General features: G+C 49.2%; 20 protein-coding genes. 13 read left to right on the top strand and 7 right to left on the bottom strand.

The window, feature by feature from the left end:
* Positions 1 to 96: 96 nt before the first annotated feature.
* Positions 97 to 999 (bottom strand): hypothetical protein, encoded by a 903-nt coding sequence (locus LA756_RS21940; RefSeq protein WP_224436862.1) that lies wholly within the window; start codon positions 997 to 999, stop codon positions 97 to 99.
* A 98-nt stretch (positions 1,000 to 1,097) separates the two neighbouring features.
* Between LA756_RS21940 and LA756_RS21935 the strand changes: the two genes are divergently transcribed.
* The 12 genes from LA756_RS21935 to LA756_RS27370 all read left to right on the top strand — a co-directional run bounded on the left by LA756_RS21935 (position 1,098) and on the right by LA756_RS27370 (position 13,845).
* Entirely contained in the window at positions 1,098 to 1,439 is a 342-nt protein-coding gene (locus LA756_RS21935) for a helix-turn-helix domain-containing protein (protein WP_224436861.1), read from the top strand.
* 105 nt (positions 1,440 to 1,544) lie between these two features.
* Entirely contained in the window at positions 1,545 to 4,004 is a 2,460-nt protein-coding gene (locus LA756_RS21930) for an AAA family ATPase (RefSeq protein ID WP_224436860.1), read from the top strand.
* Positions 4,005 to 4,049: 45 nt separating this feature from the next.
* On the top strand, positions 4,050 to 7,412 hold the full coding sequence (locus tag LA756_RS21925) for an AAA domain-containing protein (protein ID WP_224436859.1): 3,363 nt from the start codon (positions 4,050 to 4,052) through the stop codon (positions 7,410 to 7,412).
* A complete protein-coding gene (locus LA756_RS21920) occupies positions 7,409 to 8,218 on the top strand; it encodes a hypothetical protein (protein ID WP_224436858.1) in 810 nt (269 codons plus the stop codon). The genes LA756_RS21925 and LA756_RS21920 overlap by 4 nt, the downstream gene beginning before the upstream one ends.
* Before the next feature lie 3 nt (positions 8,219 to 8,221).
* Positions 8,222 to 8,818, top strand: a complete 597-nt coding sequence (locus LA756_RS21915; protein ID WP_224436857.1) for a hypothetical protein — start codon at positions 8,222 to 8,224, stop codon at positions 8,816 to 8,818.
* On the top strand, positions 8,790 to 9,176 hold the full coding sequence (locus LA756_RS21910; protein WP_224436856.1) for a topoisomerase DNA-binding C4 zinc finger domain-containing protein: 387 nt from the start codon (positions 8,790 to 8,792) through the stop codon (positions 9,174 to 9,176). The genes LA756_RS21915 and LA756_RS21910 overlap by 29 nt, the downstream gene beginning before the upstream one ends.
* A 133-nt stretch (positions 9,177 to 9,309) precedes the next feature.
* On the top strand, positions 9,310 to 10,212 hold the full coding sequence (locus LA756_RS21905; RefSeq protein ID WP_224436855.1) for an ArdC family protein: 903 nt from the start codon (positions 9,310 to 9,312) through the stop codon (positions 10,210 to 10,212).
* A gap of 114 nt (positions 10,213 to 10,326) precedes the next feature.
* Positions 10,327 to 10,941 (top strand): hypothetical protein, encoded by a 615-nt coding sequence (locus tag LA756_RS21900; protein ID WP_224436854.1) that lies wholly within the window; start codon positions 10,327 to 10,329, stop codon positions 10,939 to 10,941.
* Between the two features lie 523 nt (positions 10,942 to 11,464).
* Entirely contained in the window at positions 11,465 to 12,229 is a 765-nt protein-coding gene (locus tag LA756_RS21895; RefSeq protein WP_261362054.1) for a Holliday junction DNA helicase RuvB C-terminal domain-containing protein, read from the top strand.
* Positions 12,230 to 12,274: 45 nt separating this feature from the next.
* Positions 12,275 to 12,745 carry an AlpA family transcriptional regulator gene (locus LA756_RS21890; protein WP_224436852.1) on the top strand — a complete coding sequence of 157 codons (471 nt, stop codon included), beginning with the start codon at positions 12,275 to 12,277 and terminating at the stop codon, positions 12,743 to 12,745.
* 155 nt (positions 12,746 to 12,900) lie between these two features.
* On the top strand, positions 12,901 to 13,437 hold the full coding sequence (locus LA756_RS27375) for a site-specific integrase (protein WP_224436851.1): 537 nt from the start codon (positions 12,901 to 12,903) through the stop codon (positions 13,435 to 13,437).
* Positions 13,438 to 13,512: 75 nt separating this feature from the next.
* Entirely contained in the window at positions 13,513 to 13,845 is a 333-nt protein-coding gene (locus LA756_RS27370; protein ID WP_369123655.1) for a tyrosine-type recombinase/integrase, read from the top strand.
* A 28-nt stretch (positions 13,846 to 13,873) separates the two neighbouring features.
* Here the strand turns inward: LA756_RS27370 and LA756_RS21875 are convergent, their stop codons facing one another.
* From LA756_RS21875 to LA756_RS21855, 5 genes are all read right to left on the bottom strand, one after another.
* Complete coding sequence (locus tag LA756_RS21875; protein WP_224436850.1) at positions 13,874 to 14,653, bottom strand: hypothetical protein; 780 nt, start codon at positions 14,651 to 14,653, stop codon at positions 13,874 to 13,876.
* Positions 14,654 to 14,655: 2 nt separating this feature from the next.
* On the bottom strand, positions 14,656 to 16,593 hold the full coding sequence (locus LA756_RS21870) for a hypothetical protein (RefSeq protein ID WP_224436849.1): 1,938 nt from the start codon (positions 16,591 to 16,593) through the stop codon (positions 14,656 to 14,658).
* 76 nt (positions 16,594 to 16,669) lie between these two features.
* Complete coding sequence (locus LA756_RS21865; RefSeq protein ID WP_224436848.1) at positions 16,670 to 17,680, bottom strand: patatin-like phospholipase family protein; 1,011 nt, start codon at positions 17,678 to 17,680, stop codon at positions 16,670 to 16,672.
* Positions 17,681 to 17,732: 52 nt separating this feature from the next.
* Positions 17,733 to 19,517, bottom strand: a complete 1,785-nt coding sequence (locus LA756_RS21860; protein WP_224436847.1) for a hypothetical protein — start codon at positions 19,515 to 19,517, stop codon at positions 17,733 to 17,735.
* A 102-nt stretch (positions 19,518 to 19,619) separates the two neighbouring features.
* On the bottom strand, positions 19,620 to 20,594 hold the full coding sequence (locus tag LA756_RS21855) for a hypothetical protein (RefSeq protein WP_224436846.1): 975 nt from the start codon (positions 20,592 to 20,594) through the stop codon (positions 19,620 to 19,622).
* Between the two features lie 589 nt (positions 20,595 to 21,183).
* Here LA756_RS21855 and LA756_RS21850 point away from each other — a divergent pair.
* Positions 21,184 to 22,122, top strand: coding sequence for a hypothetical protein (locus LA756_RS21850; RefSeq protein WP_224436845.1), 939 nt, complete (start codon positions 21,184 to 21,186; stop codon positions 22,120 to 22,122).
* A 437-nt stretch (positions 22,123 to 22,559) separates the two neighbouring features.
* On the opposite strand, the gene LA756_RS21845 is transcribed toward LA756_RS21850, so the two are convergent.
* Positions 22,560 to 23,162: a hypothetical protein gene (locus LA756_RS21845; RefSeq protein ID WP_224436844.1), complete on the bottom strand. Its 603-nt coding sequence runs from the start codon at positions 23,160 to 23,162 to the stop codon at positions 22,560 to 22,562.
* Positions 23,163 to 23,298 lie beyond the last annotated feature (136 nt).

Below are 23,298 nucleotides of genomic sequence, written 5' to 3'. Positions count from 1 at the left end.
TCTTAAGCTATCACACGCCTTCTAACGGGAGCCGCTGACGAAAACTTGTGAGACTAGTTTAGACCAATTCACTTTTCCGTTCCCTATCTAGAAGGTTCATGTGTTTTCGCTGAACTCTTGGCTCCAGATCGTTTCGATTCGACCAGCCAGAGCTTCTCGCATTTCATCTCTTCCCTGATCGTTGTTGAGATACTTCAAGTACCGATGATGCTTCACATCGAACGGTATGTCTGAGTCCTGCTGTGTAATCATGATGACTGGTTTTCCTATAGTCTGAGCGATCCCCATCTCGTAAAGCACGTTTGGGTTTCGATCCGTCAGATCGCAAATGACCATCGCTGAGCGGCAAATCAACGAGAAGATCTCATCGATAATGGCAGTCTCTTCCCAGATGTCGTCTGCCCGAACACAGTTCAACTCGACGTTCTCGCAAGCTTCCCGTATGGCTTCGATAACGGAATTGAACTTCGCATGGAAAGGCATCATTACCGAGACAAGGTTCGGATCAGTTTCGAGATCGATGGCTTCAGGATGAAAGACCCTTGGCTGAAAGACGAACTTAGTCTTTGCAGAAACGGCAGACGCTCCCTTCGACAATGGCACTTCGTTACTAAAACAGAGTGAAGCCACGCCTTCATCATCTAACTGAACTTCCAATCCGTGCTTTGCCAGTACGTCGTTCAGATACTCGACCCCGGCTTGTTGATCTTGGTTGTTCAGGTTTCCTCGGAAATCAGTAAATGTCTCCCGATCCGCTAAAGCTTCAAGCAAGCCGATCAGTGTGTCGTGAAGCTGGTCGTCATCTTCGCTGCATGTATCCAGATTGCTTATCGCTCGGCACGCCAGTTTGTGCTTGGTATCGTTGTTTCGATAGCTGTCATCAATGTCGTGCTCGTGAAGAAACTTTTCTAGCTTGCTGATGCTTCGACTCGGAAACGGCGTATCCTCTCCGACGATTGCCTTCGCAATTTTCCCGCATGTTGCGATACCAAGCCTCATGAGACCCCATCCATCGATTTTGCGACCATTCTTGACCAACCTGTACCACTACAATACAGTAAATGGGGCGTCCCGGCAATCGAGACACAAGGCGAAGTATGATGCAGTTTGGCGAACGAGTCAGAGAGCTCCGAAAGCAGCGTGGGCTGACCCAACAGAAGCTCGCCGTGCTGTTGGAAGTGAGTCTTTCGTACATCAGCAAAGTCGAGAACGAAAGGCTCAATGCTGGCGACTACCCATCTGAAGCATTCGTGCTGAAGTTGGCGAAGGCTTTGGATGCCGACGAGGATGAGTTGCTTCTCCTGACGGATCGAGTGCCAGAAGTAATTCGGAAGCGGATACAAGAACAGCCAAGGGCATTTCGAATCGTTGCCTCTCTCGATGATGCGTCTTTGGAGCGAATGATTGAGTTCGTCGAGTCCGGTAAACATTCAAAGTGAATGCTCGTATAGATAGGTTGTAATATGAGAATCTCCGCCGTCCTTCTTCGCTGGTACAAGTCGTTCAACCTCAATTATGTTGGCTACCCGGATAGGAAGTCGGGAGTGGCTTCACGACCTTGGAACCAGTTGGCACGCAACACTGATTCTGAAGACGACTATCCCTTTATTGAGATACCTCTAACCGACGACATCACCACAATTGTCGGTGCCAACGAAAGCGGGAAGTCTCACCTGCTCAGTGCAATCAGCAAGGTCATCACCGGCAAAGGGATACCAGATGGTTTCGGTGACGGAAGCGAATTCTCCCGGACTGATCTCTGCCACTACACTTCGCCGAGAAGCAAAACTGCATCCGATTGGCCCAACATCGGATTGCAATTTGGGCATCTTTCAATGTCAGAAATGAAGGCGATCGGAGAGGCGGCAGGTAATGAAACGATTGCGAAGCAGAAGCCAACAACAGATACACGATTGACGTTGGTGATTGCTCCACGCCCAGACGAGAGCGTGTGGGCGTATCTCTATCTGGGTGACAATCAGATCAAGCTCGACGAAGGTCAGCTACAGAAGGTGCGGAAGTGTCTTCCGAAGGTCGAGTTTATTCGATCTGAGACTGCGTTTTCAGACCAAATTCCAATCAGATCATTGCTTGCTGCCTACGAGGGCGATGCCAACGAGAAGAACGAATACTTTGACTTCGTTGCTGCCCAACGTGCAGCAGCATTCCTAAATTCGTTGTCGCTAAAGAAGGGACAAGCCGTCGAAGCTTCTGCGATCACTCAACTACTTGAAGAAAAAGAATCACTTCAAGCATCTCGCATTCATTCGGATAGCTATGAGTTGGAGCTGCTCCTGTTCGAGAAGGTGCTCGGCATACCTTTTGAAACAATTCGTTTCATGAGCGAGCTACGCATGTCAGATCGGACCCATGCTGATGGTCTTGTTGAACGGTGGAATCGAGAGATCGAGGAGCGGCTGAATCTCTCTCACTACTGGACTCAAGATGATTCGTTCGCACTTCGGCTAAATTACAAGCAAGGAATGATTTACTTTGAGATTACTGACAAGACAGGAGCGACATACAGCTTCAGAGAGCGGAGTTCAGGTCTCCGATATTTCCTGAGCTACTACATCCAAGCAAAGGCATTGGAGGCTACATCCCGTGATGGGAACGTCATTGTCTTAATGGATGAGCCAGATTCATTCCTATCCATTATTGGTCAGAAAAACCTTCTCGCAGTCTTTGAGTCTTTGGTGAAACCAGAGTCGTCTGGACAGCGTTGCCAGCTAGTCTACACATCCCACTCCCCCTTTCTGATCAATCGGAACTTCCCACGGCGGCTTCGATTGGTGAGAAAAGGAGATGCTGAGGAAGGTACTCAATTGAGCGACCAGTCAATGCTCCGGCGATATGAGCCAGTGAGGTCGGCTCTGGGAATCGACTGTGCCCAAACCTTGTTTATGGGAGCAACCAACGTATTGGTCGAAGGTCCTACAGATCAATACATCCTTTCCGAGCTTATTCGACATTTCGCTCGTCCAGAAAATATTGGCGAGCTACTTGATCTGAATTCTGTTGTGATGGTGTCAGCCGAGAGTGCTCCCAGCGTTGAAAAAGTGTTGAGTGCATCGCAATGGGGAGATGAAGCGGTGCCTGCTACGGTTGTTCTCTTGGATTCGGATGAAGCTGGTGAGACAGTACAGAAGAGGATTACGGGTAAGGCCCGTAAATCAAAGAAACTAATTGATGAACAATTTGTGTTACGCATCGGTTCGATCCTGACGACTGAGAGGGCAATCGTCACCACAGAGGATATCATTCCAGCCAGCCTATTTCGAAAAGCGGTAAGCAAGTACCTCGAACATTGGTGGTCTGACGCAGATCAAACGTCGGTTGCTCAGATCGAGGAGGGCATGGAAAAGGACTCGTTTTTGGCAGAAGGTATCGTCGAAGGAACGAACGCCCTTTTCCAAGCTAATCTGTTCAAAACTAAGCGGAGTTACGACAAGTACGGCGTTCTCGAAGAAGTCGTGCGTCTAGTGGCAGATGACCAACTGGAAGCTGATGAAGAGAAAGAGCTAAAGGCAAACGTATTTGCCATCTGTGAACAATTACGGCGAGCAATTTCAGCGAGCCAACAGGCAGCACGGCGGGAAACAGGAAAACAGGCGGTTCGTCGTTTGGTGGATGACTTCTTCATTCAGTTCAAGCAGGCGTGCGGCGTCTTCGACCTGATCTTGCTTTTGGAACGTATCCAGCGAGATCTCCAATTACTTGGAGAAGACGGTGAGCGTTTAGACAACACTATTCGCAAGCTCATTTCAGAACTTCGACGTGCTCGCTCATCCGATCAGCAAAAGTTGGTAGGCGACAAATGGAACGCTTGGTCAAAAGTACTTCGTGAGATACGAAACAATCCGTTAATGGTTGATGTACGGATTGATGAGGGCACACCGATACTCATCCAGTCAGACAATACCGAATCAATAGTTACGACCAGCGAAAATAGTAACGGCGTAGAAGTACCGCAGCAGAAAGTAGAACCACTGGTTCAAGAGTAAACTCCTATCGTGAAAGATACGGAAGTAGAGGACGTAGCTTGAATCATGGATGAAAACGAAGAATCGTATGATGCTTACCTTGCCGAGTTTCAGCCTGCTCGTTTCCCCTCCGATATTGGTCTGCCATCTGGCAACGAGCAACAACTGAAGGATGCCGCTGCAGCTGTGCGGCAAGAGTTTCGAGACAGTTCTCGCTGGAAGCGGTTGAACTGCAAGAAGGTCAGTGTGTTCGCCGAACGGGATCGAGGCACGGTCTACGTTGTCCACATCGGCAAGACCGTCGAGTTTGACTGGACGTGGGAAGGTGCCAAAGCCTTCTGTCCAAAATCTCTTGATGATGACCCGGCCTATTCCGATCACTTCTACGAAGAGGCCGAATTCGAAGATGAGATTGTCTGGTCGGGCGAGATTGTCGAAGTCGATGAACAAAACGGTTGTTTGTTCGTCGCTCTCGACGATCTTGAAGCAATCCCCACGGTAGGTCCTTTCTTCGTACGACCTTTTGAGTTCTTGTCAGTTCTCGATGCCGTGTACAACGGCAATGAGTTCGAGACGATTCGAGAGCAACTCCCCGAAAGGCTCAACGCTACCGAGGGCGGTATTCATCCCGCAGTGTCTGTGCCGTCTAGGATTGGCTTGCCGCATCTCCATGACTGGTGGCAACATTCGTGGAGCGTGCTGTGGGGACCGCCGGGCACTGGTAAGACTTGGACGACTGGTCAGCAGATCGCTAGTGTGCTCAGTGATCCGAGGGAACGCATCCTTGTCGTTTCGACGACGAACAAAGCGACGGATGCGGTTGCGTTGTCGTTAGGCGAGGCGGCAAAAGAGAAATGCGTCGATGACTTGGAAAGCGAATTATTGCTGCGAATTGGCAAGGGTGCTTCATACCAGTCCTTCGTTGCTCGTCAACTCGATTCGATGCTGGCAGGAACGGAGTCAGAAGTCCTTTCAAAGATCGACGGGTTAGCACAACAACTTCCTTTATTTGATTCGTGGGAAGAGAAAGCCCTCACACGCAAGCAGATTGGCGAATTAAGAACGACTGGCAACGACCAAAGCCAGCGAGTCTTTGTCGATCCTGTCAAGCGAGTTGTCGTCGCCACTGCATTCAAGGCGATGAGCAACTTAAATGACGAAACCATTCGAAAGATGATCGAGAATGGCGATGCTCCCTTCACTACCATTTTCATTGATGAAGCGGGATTGATTTCAAGGACCGCTGTTGCCGCCCTGTCTTTGCTTGCCGCTCGTCGAGTTGTCCTTGTCGGCGACTCCAAACAGCTTGCCCCCATCAGCCGCATTTCACGGGTGCTTCCTACACGACAGCAAACTTGGCTCGCCAGTAGTGGCCTGAGCCACTTGGAGGAGACGAGTGATGTTCCCGCTGCGGTCCATCTGCTTTCCGAACAACGTCGCATGCACCCCGACGTGTGCAAAGTTGTTTCTTCGTACCAGTACAACGGAGTGTTGAAGACGGCAGCGGAACGAACCAGTCAGGTGTCAACGCTCTCACCATTCCTAGCGGACGTATCGAGAACAATTTGGTATGTATTGGACGAGGAAGACTGTGACCTCGCCGCTATTCGGGCCAGCCGTGGACCGGGCAACAAAAGCTGGGTTCGGCGAATTACTCAATCTATCTTACAGAAACTCTTCAGCAATCCCGACATTCGTCAGGCAAATGGGTTGTTCATCTCCCCCTTCAAGGCACAAGCCAATGCGGTCGGCGAATGGCTGGGGGAATGGGGAATGAATTCCTGGGAAGCCTCGACAGTCCACAGCCAGCAAGGTTCGGAAGCCGACATCGTAGTATTCGATACGGTCAATGCCGGAAACCATACGTGGGGCATCGTCGAATGGAAGCGACTCGTGAATGTCGCCCTGAGCCGAGCACGGGAAGCTGCCATCGTCATCGCCAGTCGAAGCGAAATGGACGAGCCTTATCTCCGTCCGCTCAAGCGTCATCTGAAGTCGCTAGTCTTAGTAAAGGCTGGAGCTGAGTACAAGTGGAGTGAGAAGGGGCAGAATGACTCCACAGCTGACAAGAGTGATTCTGAGGATCGCCCAAGCTCTCGCATGGGTGATCAGTTTGCCGTACGCAAGGGAATGAAGCCACTGTTCTCACAGGAGCAGCAACGCCTAACCAATCTGGAACTTGATGGAAAACCTCGACTGGTTCGTGGTGTCGCTGGTAGTGGCAAGTCGCTGGTCCTGTGTAACTGGCTGGCGAAAACAGCAAAGCGACTTCGTGGAAGGAAGGATGCTCGTATTTGGGCCGTCTATGCCAATCGAAGTCTCCACAAACTGCTGTGTGACTCGATTGAGTCAGCATGGGAAGGCGTCAGCGATGGCGACCTGCTGGATCGATCTGACTTCCCTTGGGAAAGCGTCGAACTGCTTCACGTGAAGGATGTATTGTCTGGAATGTTGCCGAGCGTCCAAATGACTATGGAACAGTTTGGTTTCGACTACGACCGTGCAGCAGAAGAGTTCTTGAATCGACAAGATGCCCAGAAACTTGTACCTCGGTGTACGGCATTGTTCATCGATGAAGCTCAGGATATGGGTCCATCAACTTTGAGGCTCTTGTTGTCCGTTGTTGAGCAGGCAGACGAAGCAGACGCCAATAGCCGGTCTGCTCACATCTTTTACGACAACGCTCAAAACGTGTATGACACCAAGACCCCAAAGTGGTCCGAGTTCGGTCTCGACATGCGTGGCCGCTCGACCATCATGCGAGAAAGTTTCCGTGGAACTCGACCCATCACGGAACTTGCCGTCAACGTACTCCACCGACTTTCGGGAAGCACCGGCAGACACGATCAGCAGGAATTGATCTCGCTGGGGCTGCTCAAGCATACAAAACGCAATTGCGAAGAATGGTTGGAAGCAAGGTTCAGTCAGATCGACGGACCGAAGCCCATCTTTCGTAGTTTCGACCGACGCAATGATGAGATGGCCGCAATCGCTGGACACTTGCGGCACCTGATCGAAAACGATGGGATTTCTCCGACCGACATCTGCGTCACTTACAATGGCGGGGCGGGACGGATTCTCGAATCACAACTTGCCCCGAAACTGGCCGAGTTCGGAGTGGAGTTGTCTCTTCAGAAGAATCGGTCCTTCGAACGCAAGTCGAATACCCTGCTCGCCACAACACCACACTCCTACAAGGGCTACGAGTCGGAGGTCATCGTCATTCCGTGCGTCGATCACTACGTTGCCCCTGAAGGGAAGCTAGTTGCAAATGGTCTTTACGTTGCCATGACTCGTGCTCGATCACTCTTGGCGATGTACGGCATCAACAACGGTTCGGACGCAAGCCGAAAGATCAGTGAGGCAATTGCTGCGTGCGTGGAGACACAGCGAACAGCACCACGAGTAGATTGCGAGGATGAGGAATGAAGATTCTCTTCCTACATGGCTGGCATAGTGTTGTTGGCGGCGTTAAGCCCACGTATCTGAAAGACGCCGGTCACGAGGTCATCAATCCGGCACTTGATGATGACGACTTCGACATAGCGGTCCGTACTGCTCAAATCGCATGCGATCAGCAGAAGCCCGACGTGATTGTCGGCTCCTCTCGTGGTGGTGCAGTCACCATGAATATCGAGTCCGGCAAGACGCCACTCGTACTGCTTTGTCCCGCATGGAAGAATTGGGGTACCGTCAGAATACTCAAGGCGAATTCGGTCATCCTTCACAGCCGGAAAGATGACGTGATCCCCTTCGCTGATTCAGAGGATCTTGTTGCCAATAGTGGTCTGCCACCGTCTGCATTGCTTGAGGTCGGCAACGATCATCGGTTGGCTGATCCTGAGTCATTGCAGGCCATGTTGCGAGCGGCTGTTGAAGCCTGTATTCCAGAATTAACCGACGATCCCAGCGAGATGCTTCGTCAGAATTGGAGCGGCCTATGCTTTACAGCGGCGAAGCGATGGGTGTGTCCAGTAGAAAATTCAGATTGGAATCTCGTTCATGGATTTGTTTTTAGCGAACGGCTCGGCAAGCGGGTGGCACACGCATGGTGTGAGCATGATGATCGGGTCGTTGACCTGACGTTACCAGTCGGATCGAGGATTCTTGACCGTGAACTCTATTACACGTCCGCCCAAGCAGAGGCAGTCAAGAGGTACACGTCTGAAGAGACCTTGATCTTGGCGATCAGGAATCAACACGATGGACCTTGGGAGGCATTCGGCGAAGGTTAGAACATGATATACGAAGAGCAATTTGAACGCATTCGTCGTTGGTTCAGCCGGATTTATCCGCTGATGTACGAGACAACTACTCGTTTTGACCGAGACGCCGAGTGCTACGCTGACGACTTCCATGCTTTCTTCGTCGAGTGTCACTCGATGGCCGAGTGGCTCAGGAACGACCCAACATTTGAACGTGCTAGCAAAGTAAGCAAATTCATCAGAGAGACACCGAGTCTCCAATTCTGCTCAGATCTCGCCAATGGTAAGAAACACTTGCAACTGATCGACGGCAAGCGTTGGATCAAGAAGGAACATGTTGACGGACTCCTCTTCCAATTTGCCGTATACAATGGCGGCAAAGCAACTGTTGATACTGGCGAAGGTCCGCTTGGTGCAGCAAAAGCGAATCAGGTGCGAGATAGGTGGTTAGAGTGCGGTGTTCACCAAGACGAAATAACAATAGCCGTCTTTGCAGACGTTATCGTAGACGACTCGCCAACCGGCAGTCCATTTGACGGTGCTGTTGACCTTGCGGGAGACGCCTTTGACGCTTGGTGTAGATTCTTGGGAATTGAAACTGATGGAAGCTCAAAATCAGATCAAACTTGACATCGATGCTTGGCTTGTCGTCTCTCCGATTGTCACACCGCTTCATCCTGAGGCTAACTTCATAAGTGCGTTGAAGTGCCTAACGGAAATCGCTACACGGCTTCCCGGTTTCAAATTGATGCACAGCCAAACCCGGTTAATTCTATCCAGCAAAGTGGCATTGAAACTGGATGGAGTACCTGTCGCACTCTCCGTACCCACTTGTCCAGAATGCGAAATTGAAATGGAGTTGCGGCGATCAAAATTCGGAGCCTTTTTTGGTTGCCCGAACTACCCAGGTTGCAATGAAAAGGTGAAACTTGCAGACCAACTCGTCCTGAAATCGATGGCAAGTCTTCAATCGAAGGGGATGGTGTAGCACCGCCTCATTCATCGGAACTAGCTCGGTTTCTTGTACCGACGCTGTCGCAATAGGTAGAAAGTACGTTCTTACGTCTCCTTGGACCATGGTTATTAGCCATCGACAACCTCAACCACTCAGGAGACGAGCGATGGCAACGTCCACCAAGCAGATTCAAGAAGAGATTACGAAGAAGATTATTGAGTCCCTCAAGGAAGGCACGATCCCCTGGCGAAAGCCTTGGAGTACCTCGCCCAACATTGGTACCCCGACCAACCTTGTCAGCGGCAAAGCGTATCGGGGAATCAATCCGTTGTTGCTTGCCCTTCATCAAGACCAACACGGTTTCTCGTCAAAATGGTATGCCACCTTCAATCAGTGGCGTGACCTTGGAGCACGGGTCGAAAAAAGACCAGATCACGTGAAACCGGGTGAGTGGGGAGCGGGAATTATCTTCTATGCTCCTATCACGAAGACCAAGGAGGACCCGACAACTGGCGAAGAGATAGAAGTCCAATTTGCGATGCTCAAGCAGTATACGGTGTTTTCTGCGGAGCAGGTCGAGTTGCCAAGCAATCTGCGGCATCTCGTCGATGTCGATCCGGAAACGAAGAACGATGAATTCGTCGATTTTGCTACGGCAGAAGTTGCCATCGCAGCAACCGAAGCCAATATCAAATTCGGTGGAGACAAATGCTTCTACTCACTATCGACGGACCATATCCAAATGGTCAAAAAGGAGCGGTTTGAAAAGGAGAAAGAATATTACTCGACTCTGCTACACGAACTATCGCATTGGTCGGAGAAGCGATGCGAATGGACAGGTAGCTACGCCGAAGGCGAGCTCCGTGCGGAAATTTCAGCGGCATTCATGTGCAGTGAGCTTCAGATACCGCAGAGCGACGATCTGACAAATACTCAGGCTTACCTGCAATCGTGGTTGAAGAGTCTAGAGAACGATCCACGGTTCATTTTCAAAGCATCTTCTGCCGCATCAAAAGCCTCAGACTACGTGTTGAGCTTTAGCAGAAAAGAAGAACCAGTCTCCGTCTGATTGATTAAAGAGCCAGCGATTTCGGTCGCTGGCTCTTTTCGTTTCTACACCAACCCATGCCGGACCAAACTCTGTTCACCGTAGCGGAAACCCAACCCAAACGGAGAACGAATAATGGCGACGGCAACGCATCTTGGCGACATGACCATTGAGGAAGCTGCGAAGGAAGCTACCGGCAACTGGCGGACCTTTGAGTGTTTTGTGTGGTGGCGTAAGGACGACCTTGAATCCCCCAATGAGTGGATGATCCACTACACACACCATCGAGATAGCGGACTACTAGATCAATCTAACGCAAAGCAGATCAGGGAGATGTTAGCACCATTCACTGCGGCTGATGATCCCGACGTGGTGGAAGAATCCCACAGTCATTGGGCAGTCGGCCACATTGACGGATTCAGCTTGCGAGTCTTCAAGGACGGCCAAATCACCGAAGCTTTTCGGACCTTTCACAAATTGATGGAGTCACTGGCGACATACCCGATCCTCGATGAGGAAGACTTCAGCAAACGGGAATACGAAGCAACTGTCGAAAACATCGTCGATGCCGCTTGGCGGCTGCATGACGAATACGACCTTCCAGCTGAATGGCAGTACGAAGTTTACGGCTGGTTGTCAGACCACAAGTGCAGCGAACTCGAAAGCACCGGCGACCAAGGAGGGTATCCGTCTGAGGAATCATTGCGTAGGGCTATGGATTCACTCTTCCAACGAGTCGATGGCGAGTAAGCGGACCAACGGCGAAGGGCATCGATCAACTTCGGGCGGTGCCTGAAACATAAAGAGAGAATCACATGTCAGAACGAACGCTCAAGAAAGCGATCCGAGACAATCGGCGGAACTACAAGTACGAACGACTGCTCCGACGACTTCGGCTTCGGATCTTTGATTATGAAGATGCTGGAAGTCTAGACAAGGCTCAGCGGGTCATCGGCAAGTGCAAGAAGATTTGTGGACCACGTTGGAACAAGAGGGCTAAGCGACGTGAAGACGAAGCTCTTCACAAGATATGGAACAGATAAGGACTTGACAAAACCGACAGGGACCGGACCAATGGGTCCCCGAAACAGGAGACGAAAGAGTGTCAGAACCAGTTGTAAATAGTCTCGATCACGTCGTCGGGCAAACGAGAGCCGTGGCCGTTCTGAAAACGGCACTCGATGCCTAGTGGCATGATCGTTCCAAGAGTGGAGGCAAGGAGGCCTTCCCTCACTTATTGATGTGTGGACCAGGAGGAACTGGCAAGACGCTATTGACCGAATTGATTGCCAAGGAGCTTTGCACCGAATGCCACGTTGAGTTGGCTCAGAACATTGGCAACATCGGACAAATGCAGGGCCTGCTCATGATGCTCGAAGCAGAGCATATCCTACTGATCGACGAGATTCATGAACTGAGCGAAACGGTGCAGGTATCGCTTTATCGAGCTATCGAAGAGCGAAAGCTCTTCCTTGGCGGGAACAGGAAACCGGTGACACTTCCTCCGTTCACCCTGATTGGGGCGACAACTGACGAATACTTGCTCACGACCAGCATGAGGGACCGCTTCAAAATCCTGCTTCGACTGGAGCACTACTCCGATGATGAAATGATGTTGCTCGTGTCGCAACGTGCGGTGCGACTTGGGTGGGAAGTAGACCTTAGATCCGTACAGGAAATAGCGTATCGAAGTCGTGGAATTCCTCGACTGGCCGTCCGGCTCTTGGATAGTGCGAAGCGAGTGGCGTCGTCGAAGTCATCAGACCAGATTGATCCAGAGCATGTTGAAGAAATGCTGGCAATTGAGGGTTTCGACTCGCTTGGTTTTGATCCAACTGAACAGAAGTATCTTCAGCTCCTTAAGCAGCACCAGGGACCAGTACGACTCAACGTTCTCGCCACGCATCTTGGTCTTCCAAAGCAGACCATTGAGATGTTCGAGCGTGACTTCATCCGCCTCGGACTAATCACCAAAGGGGACAAGGGACGAGCATTAACGCCGATGGGAATTGAACACTTAAACGGGCCAACTACCTGATTGTTTTGTGCCGGATCAGTCCGGTTTCTGTGAGGAGATCATTTCATGAATGTAGGGACCATGACCGACAACCAACCGAAAGCTGCCATCACCGTGAGCAGAATGTGTTCGCTTCTGGAGATGAGCCGAAGCCAATTCTATTGGCACGTCAAAAAGGGGACGTTTCATGCTCCGCTCAAACTGAGCAACGGACGCCCTTACTACAATGCCAGCCAAGTTGAAGACAACCTCAAGGCACGAGAACTCGGAATTGGTGTTAATGGCGAGTACGTGCTGTTCTACCAACGGGACACCGACACGCCACAGGTAACTAAACCAACGAAGTCGAAACCGACGCCCAAGCAAGACCACACCGACTTGCTGGATGGTCTCTCGGCACTTGGACTTTCTGGCTTGACAAGCTCGGTCATCGCCAGTGCCGTTGACCAGTGCTATCCGAATGGGACAAGCGGTGAGGACGAAAACGACATTCTCCGAACTGTTTTCCGACACTTGAAGCGTGCGGGTGTTGGTTGAATGTTATTTCGATTGTGGCTTGGGTCTGTTGGGAGACTGCCAAACTCCGTTTGGACCATGCTTGAAGAGTGTCAGAGATTGAACGAAGTGCGTTCGATCTCCGTTAGATGTGTGTTTGAAAGCTGTTCGATTGTTGCAAGAAAGGCGTGCTAAAGATGACAGAAAGCCGATCCGAAAACTGTTCGGAATTACGCAAGATAAGTCCCGTTATCTTGCGTTCGCCCGAATTCAGCAGCGAACCCATTAATCCGCCACCCCAACAGGCGGACAGTGACGAACAACTCATCGAGATCTGGTTGCACGGTCGTCCGAGGAATACTCAGCAAGCTTACCGCCGTGAAGTGCAAAGGTTCCTCGACTCCGTGAACAAGCCGCTTTGCTCCATCAAGTTGCTCGACATCCAAGATTTCACAGACAACATCCCTCCGTGTTTGAAGGAATCATCTGTCAAACGAGCGTTGTCAGCAATCAAAAGTCTTTTCGCCTTTGGATACCGACTTGGGTACCTTTCGTTCGACATTGGCCGTGCAATGAAGTTGCCAAAATTCCGTGACCAATTAGCAGACCGAATTCTCAGTGAGACGGATGTACTGCGGATCATCAGTCTCGAACCGCAGCCTCGAAACCGGGCATTACTCCTGACGCTCTACGCTGGTGGGTTCCGAGTCTCGGAAGTCTGCTCACTCAAGTGACGTCATTTACAGGAGCGAGACTCCGCAGGCCAGATCACAGTCTTTGGCAAGGGCGGAAAGAGTCGGACCGTGTTGATGCCCCAATCGGCCTGGGAAGCTCTGATGAAGTTGAGAGACAGTGACGCACTAGAGGCACCGGTATTCCGCAGTCGTAAGAAAGGGAACTTGGACGAGTCGGCGGTGTGGCGAATCGTCAAGAAGGCATCACAACGAGCTGGTATTGATAAGGACGTTTCTTGCCATTGGTTTCGCCATGCCCATGCGTCACACGCCCTGGATAGAGGTTGTCCAATTCACTTGGTGCAGGCCACTTTGGGGCATTCTTCTATTTCAACGACTGGGCGTTACCTTCATGCTCGCCCTAGCGAGTCGAGTGGAGAATATTTGGGAACTACGAATCTTGGATAGCCCCACTTTTAGAATTGTCAAAGAAGTGTTATTTCAATATCGCTTCTAACTCAAGCGTGTCACTGGACAACTTTGTATTCATTACGCCAAAAAGTGACACTGTTGCGAACAATGAAGTCTTTAGTTTAATCGTTTTCCTTCTGCGTGGTGACAAAACAACTTGGACTACAGTCTGCTCTCCGAACATAGGCGTCCCGCCAAAAGGACGCTCGAAAATCCATAGGCTTTCGTTGTCTCCACCACCGACCGCCTGAACTGTCCGACTAATCAAGCTAAAAGAAACCCGCCCTACGAGGGATACTTCTGGAGAAAACGTTAGTCGCCCTCCTGCAGTTAGTTCCTCAAATTCCAAGAGATCATTTAGTGCACTTTCTGGTACAGCGAGCCGACCATCTACCGCAATGTCTGCCTCAATACCCGCTCCAAGCTTCAGGTGAGTTACAAACTCGCTCTTGGGTAAAACGTTTAATACTGTAAACCGAGGCGAGGTTGGAAGCGACACATGAATGCCAACCTGCTCGACGTGCTTATACCCACCCATTTTCACAACACTAAAGGTATGTTCGATAAGCCAAATGTCGTAGGCATCGAACACGCCAAAGTTGTCAGGTATCGTCTTGCTTGACTTGGCCAGCAACGATCTAAAATTGTAGGCTACTGGTCGCCGATGTATTCTAAATCGAATGTCCTCAAGTGGAAGATCACCGCCATCCTCTGAGCCAAACTTCCGAGCACTAGGAGCAACAAGCAAATTCTCGTCGAATGCCTCTCTAGCAGAGAGTGAAATATCAAGAAATTCTTCGTCCATTACTACCCCATCAATACTGGCTGCCAGTTGTCAAAACTGTTCATGGAAACTTGATTCACTGACTTCCTTATCTTTTTGATTTCCACTTTCTGAACTTCTGTCTCATTTGGATCCGTCAACGCCTCTTCAACCGCCTTATCAAGAAGTTGCTTCACTTTGAGGGACTCTGTCTTGTTGTCTTTGAGGATTGTTGCAAGGCTTACAAGCACACTCTCAACAGCAGAGGGGCTAATTGTATCTTTAATGAAGACAATAGCTTTTGGTGCATTCTCGTGCCGCAAAAGCGTACTGTTCATGGTTTCATCACTAGTTTCGTAGCAAGAGTAAACAACCAAGACCTTATCTTTAATCAAACCAGTTTCAACAATCGTGGACATGTACTCTCGAAACTTCTCATCTTTATGGCCTGTAATTGCGATTAGATTTGGTGCAAGAAACGCATTTCGTCGTCCAAGGTTTTGTATATTCATGTCCCGGAACACGGCCACGCCACACTCAGACACCACTTCCTCAATATTATCGATGATTCCAAAATCTCTCACGGGAAATGACGCCTTATCGGAAATAAGTGCTAGATCTTCAGGCCCTCGGACGGTTGGGGCTGACTGTACTCGACTTTTTACGAGCGGGCGAAAATCATCAAGATAGCAATTTCTTTTATTTCCCAAGGCAGTATCAAGTCGAATGACACACTCCGCAATTGAATATTGTGCCCGATATGGCTTACCATTTGCCTCGATGTAGTCAGTGCCTTGAGACAGCTTAAGAGGATCACGCCACATCACAATATTTGCTGTCGGTGGTAGGAGATCGACTTCCCGCCGGATCGATTCTGGCAATTCACCACCCTCCATGAATTTATTAAATTCATCTAGGGGCAATTCAATAGCCTTCTTCCCTAGTTGTATTCGTACTCCGTCTTCACCAAATCTTGGAATGTCAATCCTCGTTAGCACGAAGTTGCCATCGGAGTTCTTCGCCGTAATTCTATTTAACGTGGCAGAAAACTCGTCTATTGCCTTCCGTCCTTCGGCGATTCTTTCGACCTTGCCCTTCCGTACTAGTCGTAGTTCTATTATCGGATTCATTCTAGGATATTCGACTTGGCCTAGGACAAATGTATCATCGCCATCTCGGACAAAAGTCTTGACACCACTCCTTTTTTCGGATCCGAGAATGTATTCTTCTGCAAACTTACCACTGATAGAGGCATGTAATGCAGAGTTGTCCAACCAAATCCTTCGTTGATTTTCTGAGTGGCTACTGTCGCTACTTGAAGGCGGAACGTCTAGCACGACATCGGAGAGTTTTTTATGGGTTTCTGAGAAAACAGCGGCGGACTTAACATTGATCTCAAGGTTCTGGTCTGATTGATTGACAAATCGAACGTGCTCTCCATCCCCCTCTGCAATGTCCTCAATTATCCATTTTCTCAAAAGCTTAAGCGTGCCAGTGCTTTCTTCTTTGTGAGCTGAGATGTACTTCTGCAATGCTTCTGGTGCGTCTGTGAATTGCTTGGACTTTAGATCTTTATACAAGTCACTCCATTTGTTCCCGAGAGATAATTCCCTAAGTGTAAAATGAACGGTGAAACTTGCAGTCCCGTCGTCAAGCACTTTCTCAACCGTTTTATCGGCATTCTTTGACGTAGCTTCGATTCTTAGCAGGTTCGATTCAAGTGCTTCTGCAATGGTGAATGTTTTTCCAGCGTTGTCTCTAACAACGATCTGTGACGGAGCAGTTAACACATTTCCTAGAGATGTTTTTGGCTTAGGGGCTGGGACGCCAAAGTCCATGCAGTACCCTCTCACGCTCTTAGAGCCGTTAGGTTTCAGGCTGAAAGAACCTGCGGGAATTCCTAGCCTTTGACTTTGGCCGAGTACAGGAAGTGGACAGAGAAGTGTAAATGCAATGAGAAGAATGAAGATACTTCTTGTCATAGGACCATCCTAAAAAAATTAGGGACTGCAAGATTCTTTCTCCTGCACCCACTACCGTGAAACGATTGCAACGTACTTATTTTGCCGTTGAGGAAAGAAGTGCGGACAAAGCGTTTAAGCGAGTTTTACCCTCTCCGTGATCAATGTACTGACTAGCTATTCGCATCAATGCGTTGACATTGGTATGCGATGCGTTGTCCATGTCGTCATAAGCGTCTTCGAGCCTTGTCTGGAATCGGAAGTATTTATCGGGGTCAATTAGTTGCGAAGAAATGTAATCAACGGAGTCTGCAGATCCATCGAAGAGCACGTCAACGACGGGCAAAGCCCACTCGGCTGCTCCCCATTCCTGCGACTCGCCAATGGAAATTGATCGGGTCGATTCGCCAGTTCCAAAACTCGCAACTACAAAGTCATTGAGTTCACAGGGATCGGGGTTGTTTCGAGGGCTATTCAGTTTCATGCCTTCTGCGATTGCACAAGCTGTCGGATTGTTGGCAACAACGCCGCCATCGATAAGCGGTATATCGATCCCATTCACCTGAAGAACGTGTGAGGGAAAGTAGCTAGGAGCTGCAGCCGACGCTTTGCACAATTCCCAAACTCGAAGGCTGTGGTATTCAGGGCGATCATTTTTGAAAACTACAGCCTCTCTTCCGAGGACATCGTATGTAGTGATCAGCGTAGGCTTAATCTTCAGACTTCCGAAAACGGTAGTTCGAAAAATGTCTTTTAGAACTTTTTCTAAGCCTTTCCCATCGTATTTCGGAGCACTGGTTCCATCTGAAAATAGGCGAGTAGCTCGGCTCCAAAGCTGCGAGGGAAGCGAAGGAAATACTTCACGTCCTCGTTCAACGTATAGTTCGACAATACGGTCAACGTCGATCCCCTTAGAAATCCCACAAGCAAGAATCGCCCCGGTAGAAGTTCCGGCAATCAAGTCGAAATAGGTATGCAGTGGCTTCTCTAGTTTCTGCTGAAGTCGTTTTAACCATAGAGCCGTAATAAGTCCTCGAATTCCACCGCCATCGAGCGAAAGAATTCGATATTGCTGTCCTGCCATCGATATACTCCAGGTGCGTGTCAATTCTTCTATGGACGAAAGGCGATAGCGACTAGTCGAGGTAGCACAGACTTTGCTACTCTTGTTCGTCTGCCATCTTTTTGAGTTGCTTAATGTTCTGTACGCTCAGATCCGGATAGGCACTATAAAACGGTTGGACGGCACCGAGATCGTGAGCTTTGACGAATTCTAAGAACTCGCCAATGTTGTCTTGTACACTGACATTGCCTGCCTCGTCCTTCATGCTGTCGGCATCTTCAACGTGTGCCAGAATCAGATTAAACACGTCGCCGATTTTTTCAGAGAATCGCACAATGTAAGACTCAAAGTCCCCGTCGTAAGTAGTGATTACCATGACCTGACGAGACTTATTCAGAAAGACAAACCTTGCGAAGTGAACGTTTCCAATCTCATCCAGGGCTTTGTTGATTGGGTTGTCATCTCGCCCGAGCAAACCCTCAACTTTTGTTTTCAGCTGGTTAAAAGCCTCGTCGGTTGGGCATGTCATCACCAGGGTCAGTGCATTTGCGACCATTTCATTTTCCTCAGGTGCGAGATTAGTTTCTGAATCAGAGAGATAGTGTTCGTTAATGAAATGAGCTGACTCTGCCGCTTCGTTGGCCGTTCTCATCGTGACAGTAGGTTCCATTTTTCCGAAGCTTTTGAAGCCCCAGCCAAAGTTTCTTACGTTCCACACATCTTTTGGAAGAACATCTGGATTTACAGCAGATATTCCTTCCGGGAGCTTAAAGGCAAACTCTGAAAACGCCCCATCTAGCTTGGTATGACGAAGAGCACTTTCCGAGTGACAACTCACACAGTCCGTTGTGAAGAAATGAGACAGCTCTGGATTAGCAACTATGTCAGCAATGTGCTTGACCTTAACTGTCGAAAGCATGGAATCCGTTGAATCCGAAAAAAGTTTTCGCTCAGTGTTTCCAGGCTGAAAGAGATGACTAGTCGATACGCCTACGAGCGGGCCAAACTGATGATTGCGAGGTATTGGAAACACCGTATTGTCGGTGACGAAGCTGAGAGCCTGACCTGCTGAAGGATTCAGGGAAGGATGAACCGATACCAATTCAAATTCACCCGACTGAGCATTCTTACTAGTGGCAAAGAAAACCCACGGCTCTGCTCCTGATTCAATGCCCATGAAAGCAACGGCGTTCAAGCGACTCGATGCGAGGTGCGATTTTAGAAACTCTCTCAGCATTTCTGTCAGATGAATGGAGTCTGTCTCGAAGCCAGGATGAATTCCCAGCTTGGCTCCGCTTGTTTCAACATTCGCTGACTTGAGCTTTTCTTTTATCTCAACTAAGTTATCGACGATCTTTCGAAATTGAATTTCGTCAGCCTCAAATGGACGTTCTGTGTTACGCACATAAGAGAATACGAAGTGGATCGTGAAGTCATGTGCCTTTGAAGCCTGTCCTGAGGTAAGCACAGGTTGAGCGATTAGTCGTATCTGGGCAGTCGATCCAAAATTATCGTCAACTCGGATTTTGCTGCTACAGCCAGGAGCGGAAGGATCGATACGTATCCCGGCGATTTTCCAGTTGCCAATATCCTTCAACTTGTCGTCCAGGAAATCGATCCCCACCTTTTGACCTTCGTCATCGAGTTCGAGATCCTCGGCTAGTTCTATCAGTCTCTCAAACAACGCCTGAGAGCAAATACCATTTCCGTCTTGAGTAAGATTCTCATTAATTGCGATTAGTTGATTCGCATCATCTGCTGTTTCTGGGAGAGGCCAAAGAAAGGAAACATCGCAAACGTCTAGTTGGACTGACTCATCAGCACGCAAAACTGATGAGCAGCAGAACAACATGAGCAGAGTAAGCAAGCCAGAATGTTTCATTGTTAGGTACCTAGATTTTCAGGTATTACCACTGGGATGAGGGATTGATAACGCAGAAGTATCTGCTGTAGCTGCGTTATCTCTATGAAGGCAAATCGCCGCTTAATCGATCTCTTGAACAGCTTCCCGTAATTCCTTCAGTTGGGCTTCCATCGCTTCAATTCGAGTGAGAATTGCTTGAATTCGATCATCTTCGTTGCCAGCAGGCATCACTGGAGAGTCATCCTCATTCGTAGGAGCAGCGACCATATGTAGGACAGCATCGACTGGACGATGGTCAGGAGTCGTGCTGTTGTCATCGAAGTCGAGTTCCGTTGCGACCTGATCTCCTTCTCGGTCAAGAATTCGGGACTCGCCAGACCACCCAATTGTTTCGTTCGTGTAGAAGAAGAAATCTAGGACAGTGACGAAACTGTCACTATCTTCCGTCTTCACGAGAGATACGGGACGCAGCCACTTAACGAGTCCGCCTTCGATGAGATTGTCGAAGGCCTGATCTCTAACTCCGGAATCTCCATTGAAGACGTGAAAGTCGGCGTTGAAGTCACCGCACATGATCACTGGTAGGCCTTGGGCTATTGCCCACTGCCGAAGTTTCGTCGCTTGCTGATGACGAAGAGCTACATCACCTCGGTTGAGATGGACGACAACGAATTTGAACTCTTGGCCAGTTGCCTTTCCTTTGAAGTGTCCGACAAGCGGTATGCGTTGTCTGGAAATAGAGGCGAGATCATCAAACTCGTCTGTTAACTCTTCGGAATCAAGGAGATCGAGCTTATCGCTGTCATAGACAATCTGGAGCCGGATGTTATTGCCAGTCGTACCTAAAATCGACTTAAACTCACCGCTTTCATCGGCACCAATAGCCTCAGCGTATTTTTCGGCTCTGTTCTCTCGAACTTCAACCAAGCCCCATAGGTGGACGCCATCCTTCTCTTCGAGAGCCTCTTCTATGAAATCGAGCTTAGCTTGTCCGTTTCCTTCTAGATTCCAGCAGACCATACGGATGTCTGCCTGGGCATAACAAATTGAAACGAAAAACAACTGAAACAGAGCTGAAATGCAGATAGCTTTCATAACGTTCCCCGATGCCATGATGGAGCGTGAGTAGCCACGAAGGGTGGGTTGCTTAACCAAGCAAGAGCGTACTGCTAAGTGGGGGGAACTTCAAGCATTTGAATATGTAAATTGAATAAATGTTATGTGTAGAATCTTATGACTCAACTCAACGCAGACTGTTATGGATATAGATGAGATGGCGATGAAATAGACGCCAGCACGCTAGATGGAAATATGGGCCAAATGGAGAGTTTGAGTCGTGGTGTTGTGCGAGCAACAAGTTTGAATATTTGCATGTTTAACGCAAATAGAGCCGCAAATCCGTATGGAGGCTGCCCAAATTAAATCCTAATGGTGAGCATTAATGTGTACTGAATTGGATGCTGCCAATAAGCAATTCTTAAGGTGTGCGGACCTAACATTCGGATTCTTTTAGAGTTGGCGAAGCAACTTGCGGAATTGATCACTGCAGCACCAGTAGAGAGCGAATTGACGGCAATATGTAAATCTGTAACGATTCTGCCGAATTCATAGAATTTGACTGCTCCCAATCAGCGGACATGACGATCCCTCATTCAGGGAAGATACACTCTGAGAGAGGGGAGAAATGCGTAGTGCAATCGCATTAGTCGCTGTTGGATTTCTACTGCTTACACTTGGGTGCCAAGCTACGTCACTGGCGAAGAAGGAAACACATCTTCGTGATCGAGTTAATGACTTGTACGTTGACCAAGCCATGGATGCATTGGTTCGTGCTAAGACGTATCAGCCGTTCGTCATAATGGATTACAGTGATTTTCAGTTTACCGGTACTGACTCAATCGGTGGTGGTGCAGGATTCGGATACGAACATGCCAGCATCATTTCTAGAACGTTCAACCTAAGTGCGGCTGCTGAGCGAAAGGAGTTGATCGGATTCAGCTCGAATCCCGTCGTAGATCGCAACGACATGTATAAGAGCTACATGGAATTTGCACATACGCCTGGATTGCTCAATGTTACGTCCCAACGTCCGGCCAATCCTTACCTGTGTAAAGAGCATTGCGGCACCTACTATTGGATTCCCTGTGAAGCAGCACCTGTGTTCATGACTCTTGTGATGAAAGGGAGTCTGATGCTTGAAACGGTGCCTCAGGTGCCCATCGGAGCATACGAACGTGAGATTCTCCACGTCGAAGAAATGGACCCATCTATCGACCCTGGAGAAGGCATTGTAACGGCATCGATTACTTTTGATGATTTGATTCCGGCAAGTCCTGGCACAATGATTGGTCAGACATCTGGTGGAAAGACGTTCCGTATTCGCATCGATAAGCCATCTGTTGAGTCGCCGAACGACGGCGAATTGATCGGTACTTTTGAGGCCCAATGGAATATAGATATTCAAGGGACCGATGTGGGGCAACTTAAAGGTCAAGTCGTTCGGGTTTATTCCGATCTGTATCCGTTGGAAGAGCCTGAGGAAAGAGAGCCTCTGGATGAGGTGATTGGTGAACTAAAGGGCATTCGTACATTGCAGTTTCTGCAGGGCGGGAGGCTACAATGACAGAAGAGTCTCCAGAATGGGTGAAGTGCAAAGGGTATCGAGTGACAATGTCGGAGCCAGCGAGTACTTCGTCCCCACGCAGATACCGATTTACCGCCTTTAGTACAGGACGGTCAAAAGAATACGTCGCCTCACTATCAAATGCAGCTGACGAACAATTGTTAGCCAAGATTCTTGGTGTGCTTTCAGAAGTATACCCGGCCAAGGAAGTGGAAATATTGGCAGATTCACATCGAGTTGTCTTGGATATACGTCCCCCATCTACGACTGAAGTCGGATCAGAATGAGCGATTGGGCTTTTGTCTATAGGTCCTTGTAATTGTTGAACCTAGACTTGCGTAGAACGATCAAGTTGTGAGCCTATGAATGGCTTGAATCAGATCTAGTCAATAAGCACTTCGATGCTCGCCAAAGACTGCGAGGATCGACAATCGATTTCATTCCAAGCTGTCGTAGGACTCGTCGTAAATCGGCATCGGTTCAACCTCGATATCGATCAGCAGGTCATTGTAAGCCGGAAGGCACCTCCAGATCTTGGACCGGATTCTCCTAAGGGTGTCTTCCGCTTGTTGTTCATCGTAGATCTCTGAAAACGTTTCGGAAACGACATCTCGCAGCATTTTGACGAGCTCATCACCGGGCCATTTTTCTATCAGTCGGTGGAGTGAGCGTTTCCTGCCCTCGTATTGCACTTGCATCTTGAGCTCGTCGTCTTTCACGAAGAAATAGCGAAACACGTGAGCATTGCGTCTCGCCGAAAGTGGTCGAGGAATTGGAGCTAGCTTTAGGTCCTCTAGGATCTGAGGGATTTCAACTAGTGCCTCAACACAAAGGCGACGAATTTCCGTGACGGCCTTTTCTGTTCCATCGATGAATGGGTTCTCTGAGAAAGTGAGGGAGAAAATCCGTCTAAGAGATTCAAGTACCGGGTCAGCAATCGGGCATTCCAACTCGTCTGCGAGAGAGCCTTCGACATCTTCTTCGAGGTCAAGAACACGCTCAGGTCCGATACAGCACAGGATACTTGAATCGACGATCACATATTTCGATCGCTTTCTAGAACGTGCCATCGCTCATTACCTCAATCTCTGAATCCAATTTCATCTCGCCTGTCCGTACAAGCGGTGGACCCGGAATTCGTGTCATCAACGAATTCCACTTTCCAGCATATGAGAT

The sequence above is a fragment of the Bremerella sp. TYQ1 genome (genome assembly GCF_020150455.1).
GTDB classification, from domain to species: domain Bacteria; phylum Planctomycetota; class Planctomycetia; order Pirellulales; family Pirellulaceae; genus Bremerella; species Bremerella volcania_A.
This window is presented reverse-complemented; position numbering and strand designations above follow the sequence as displayed.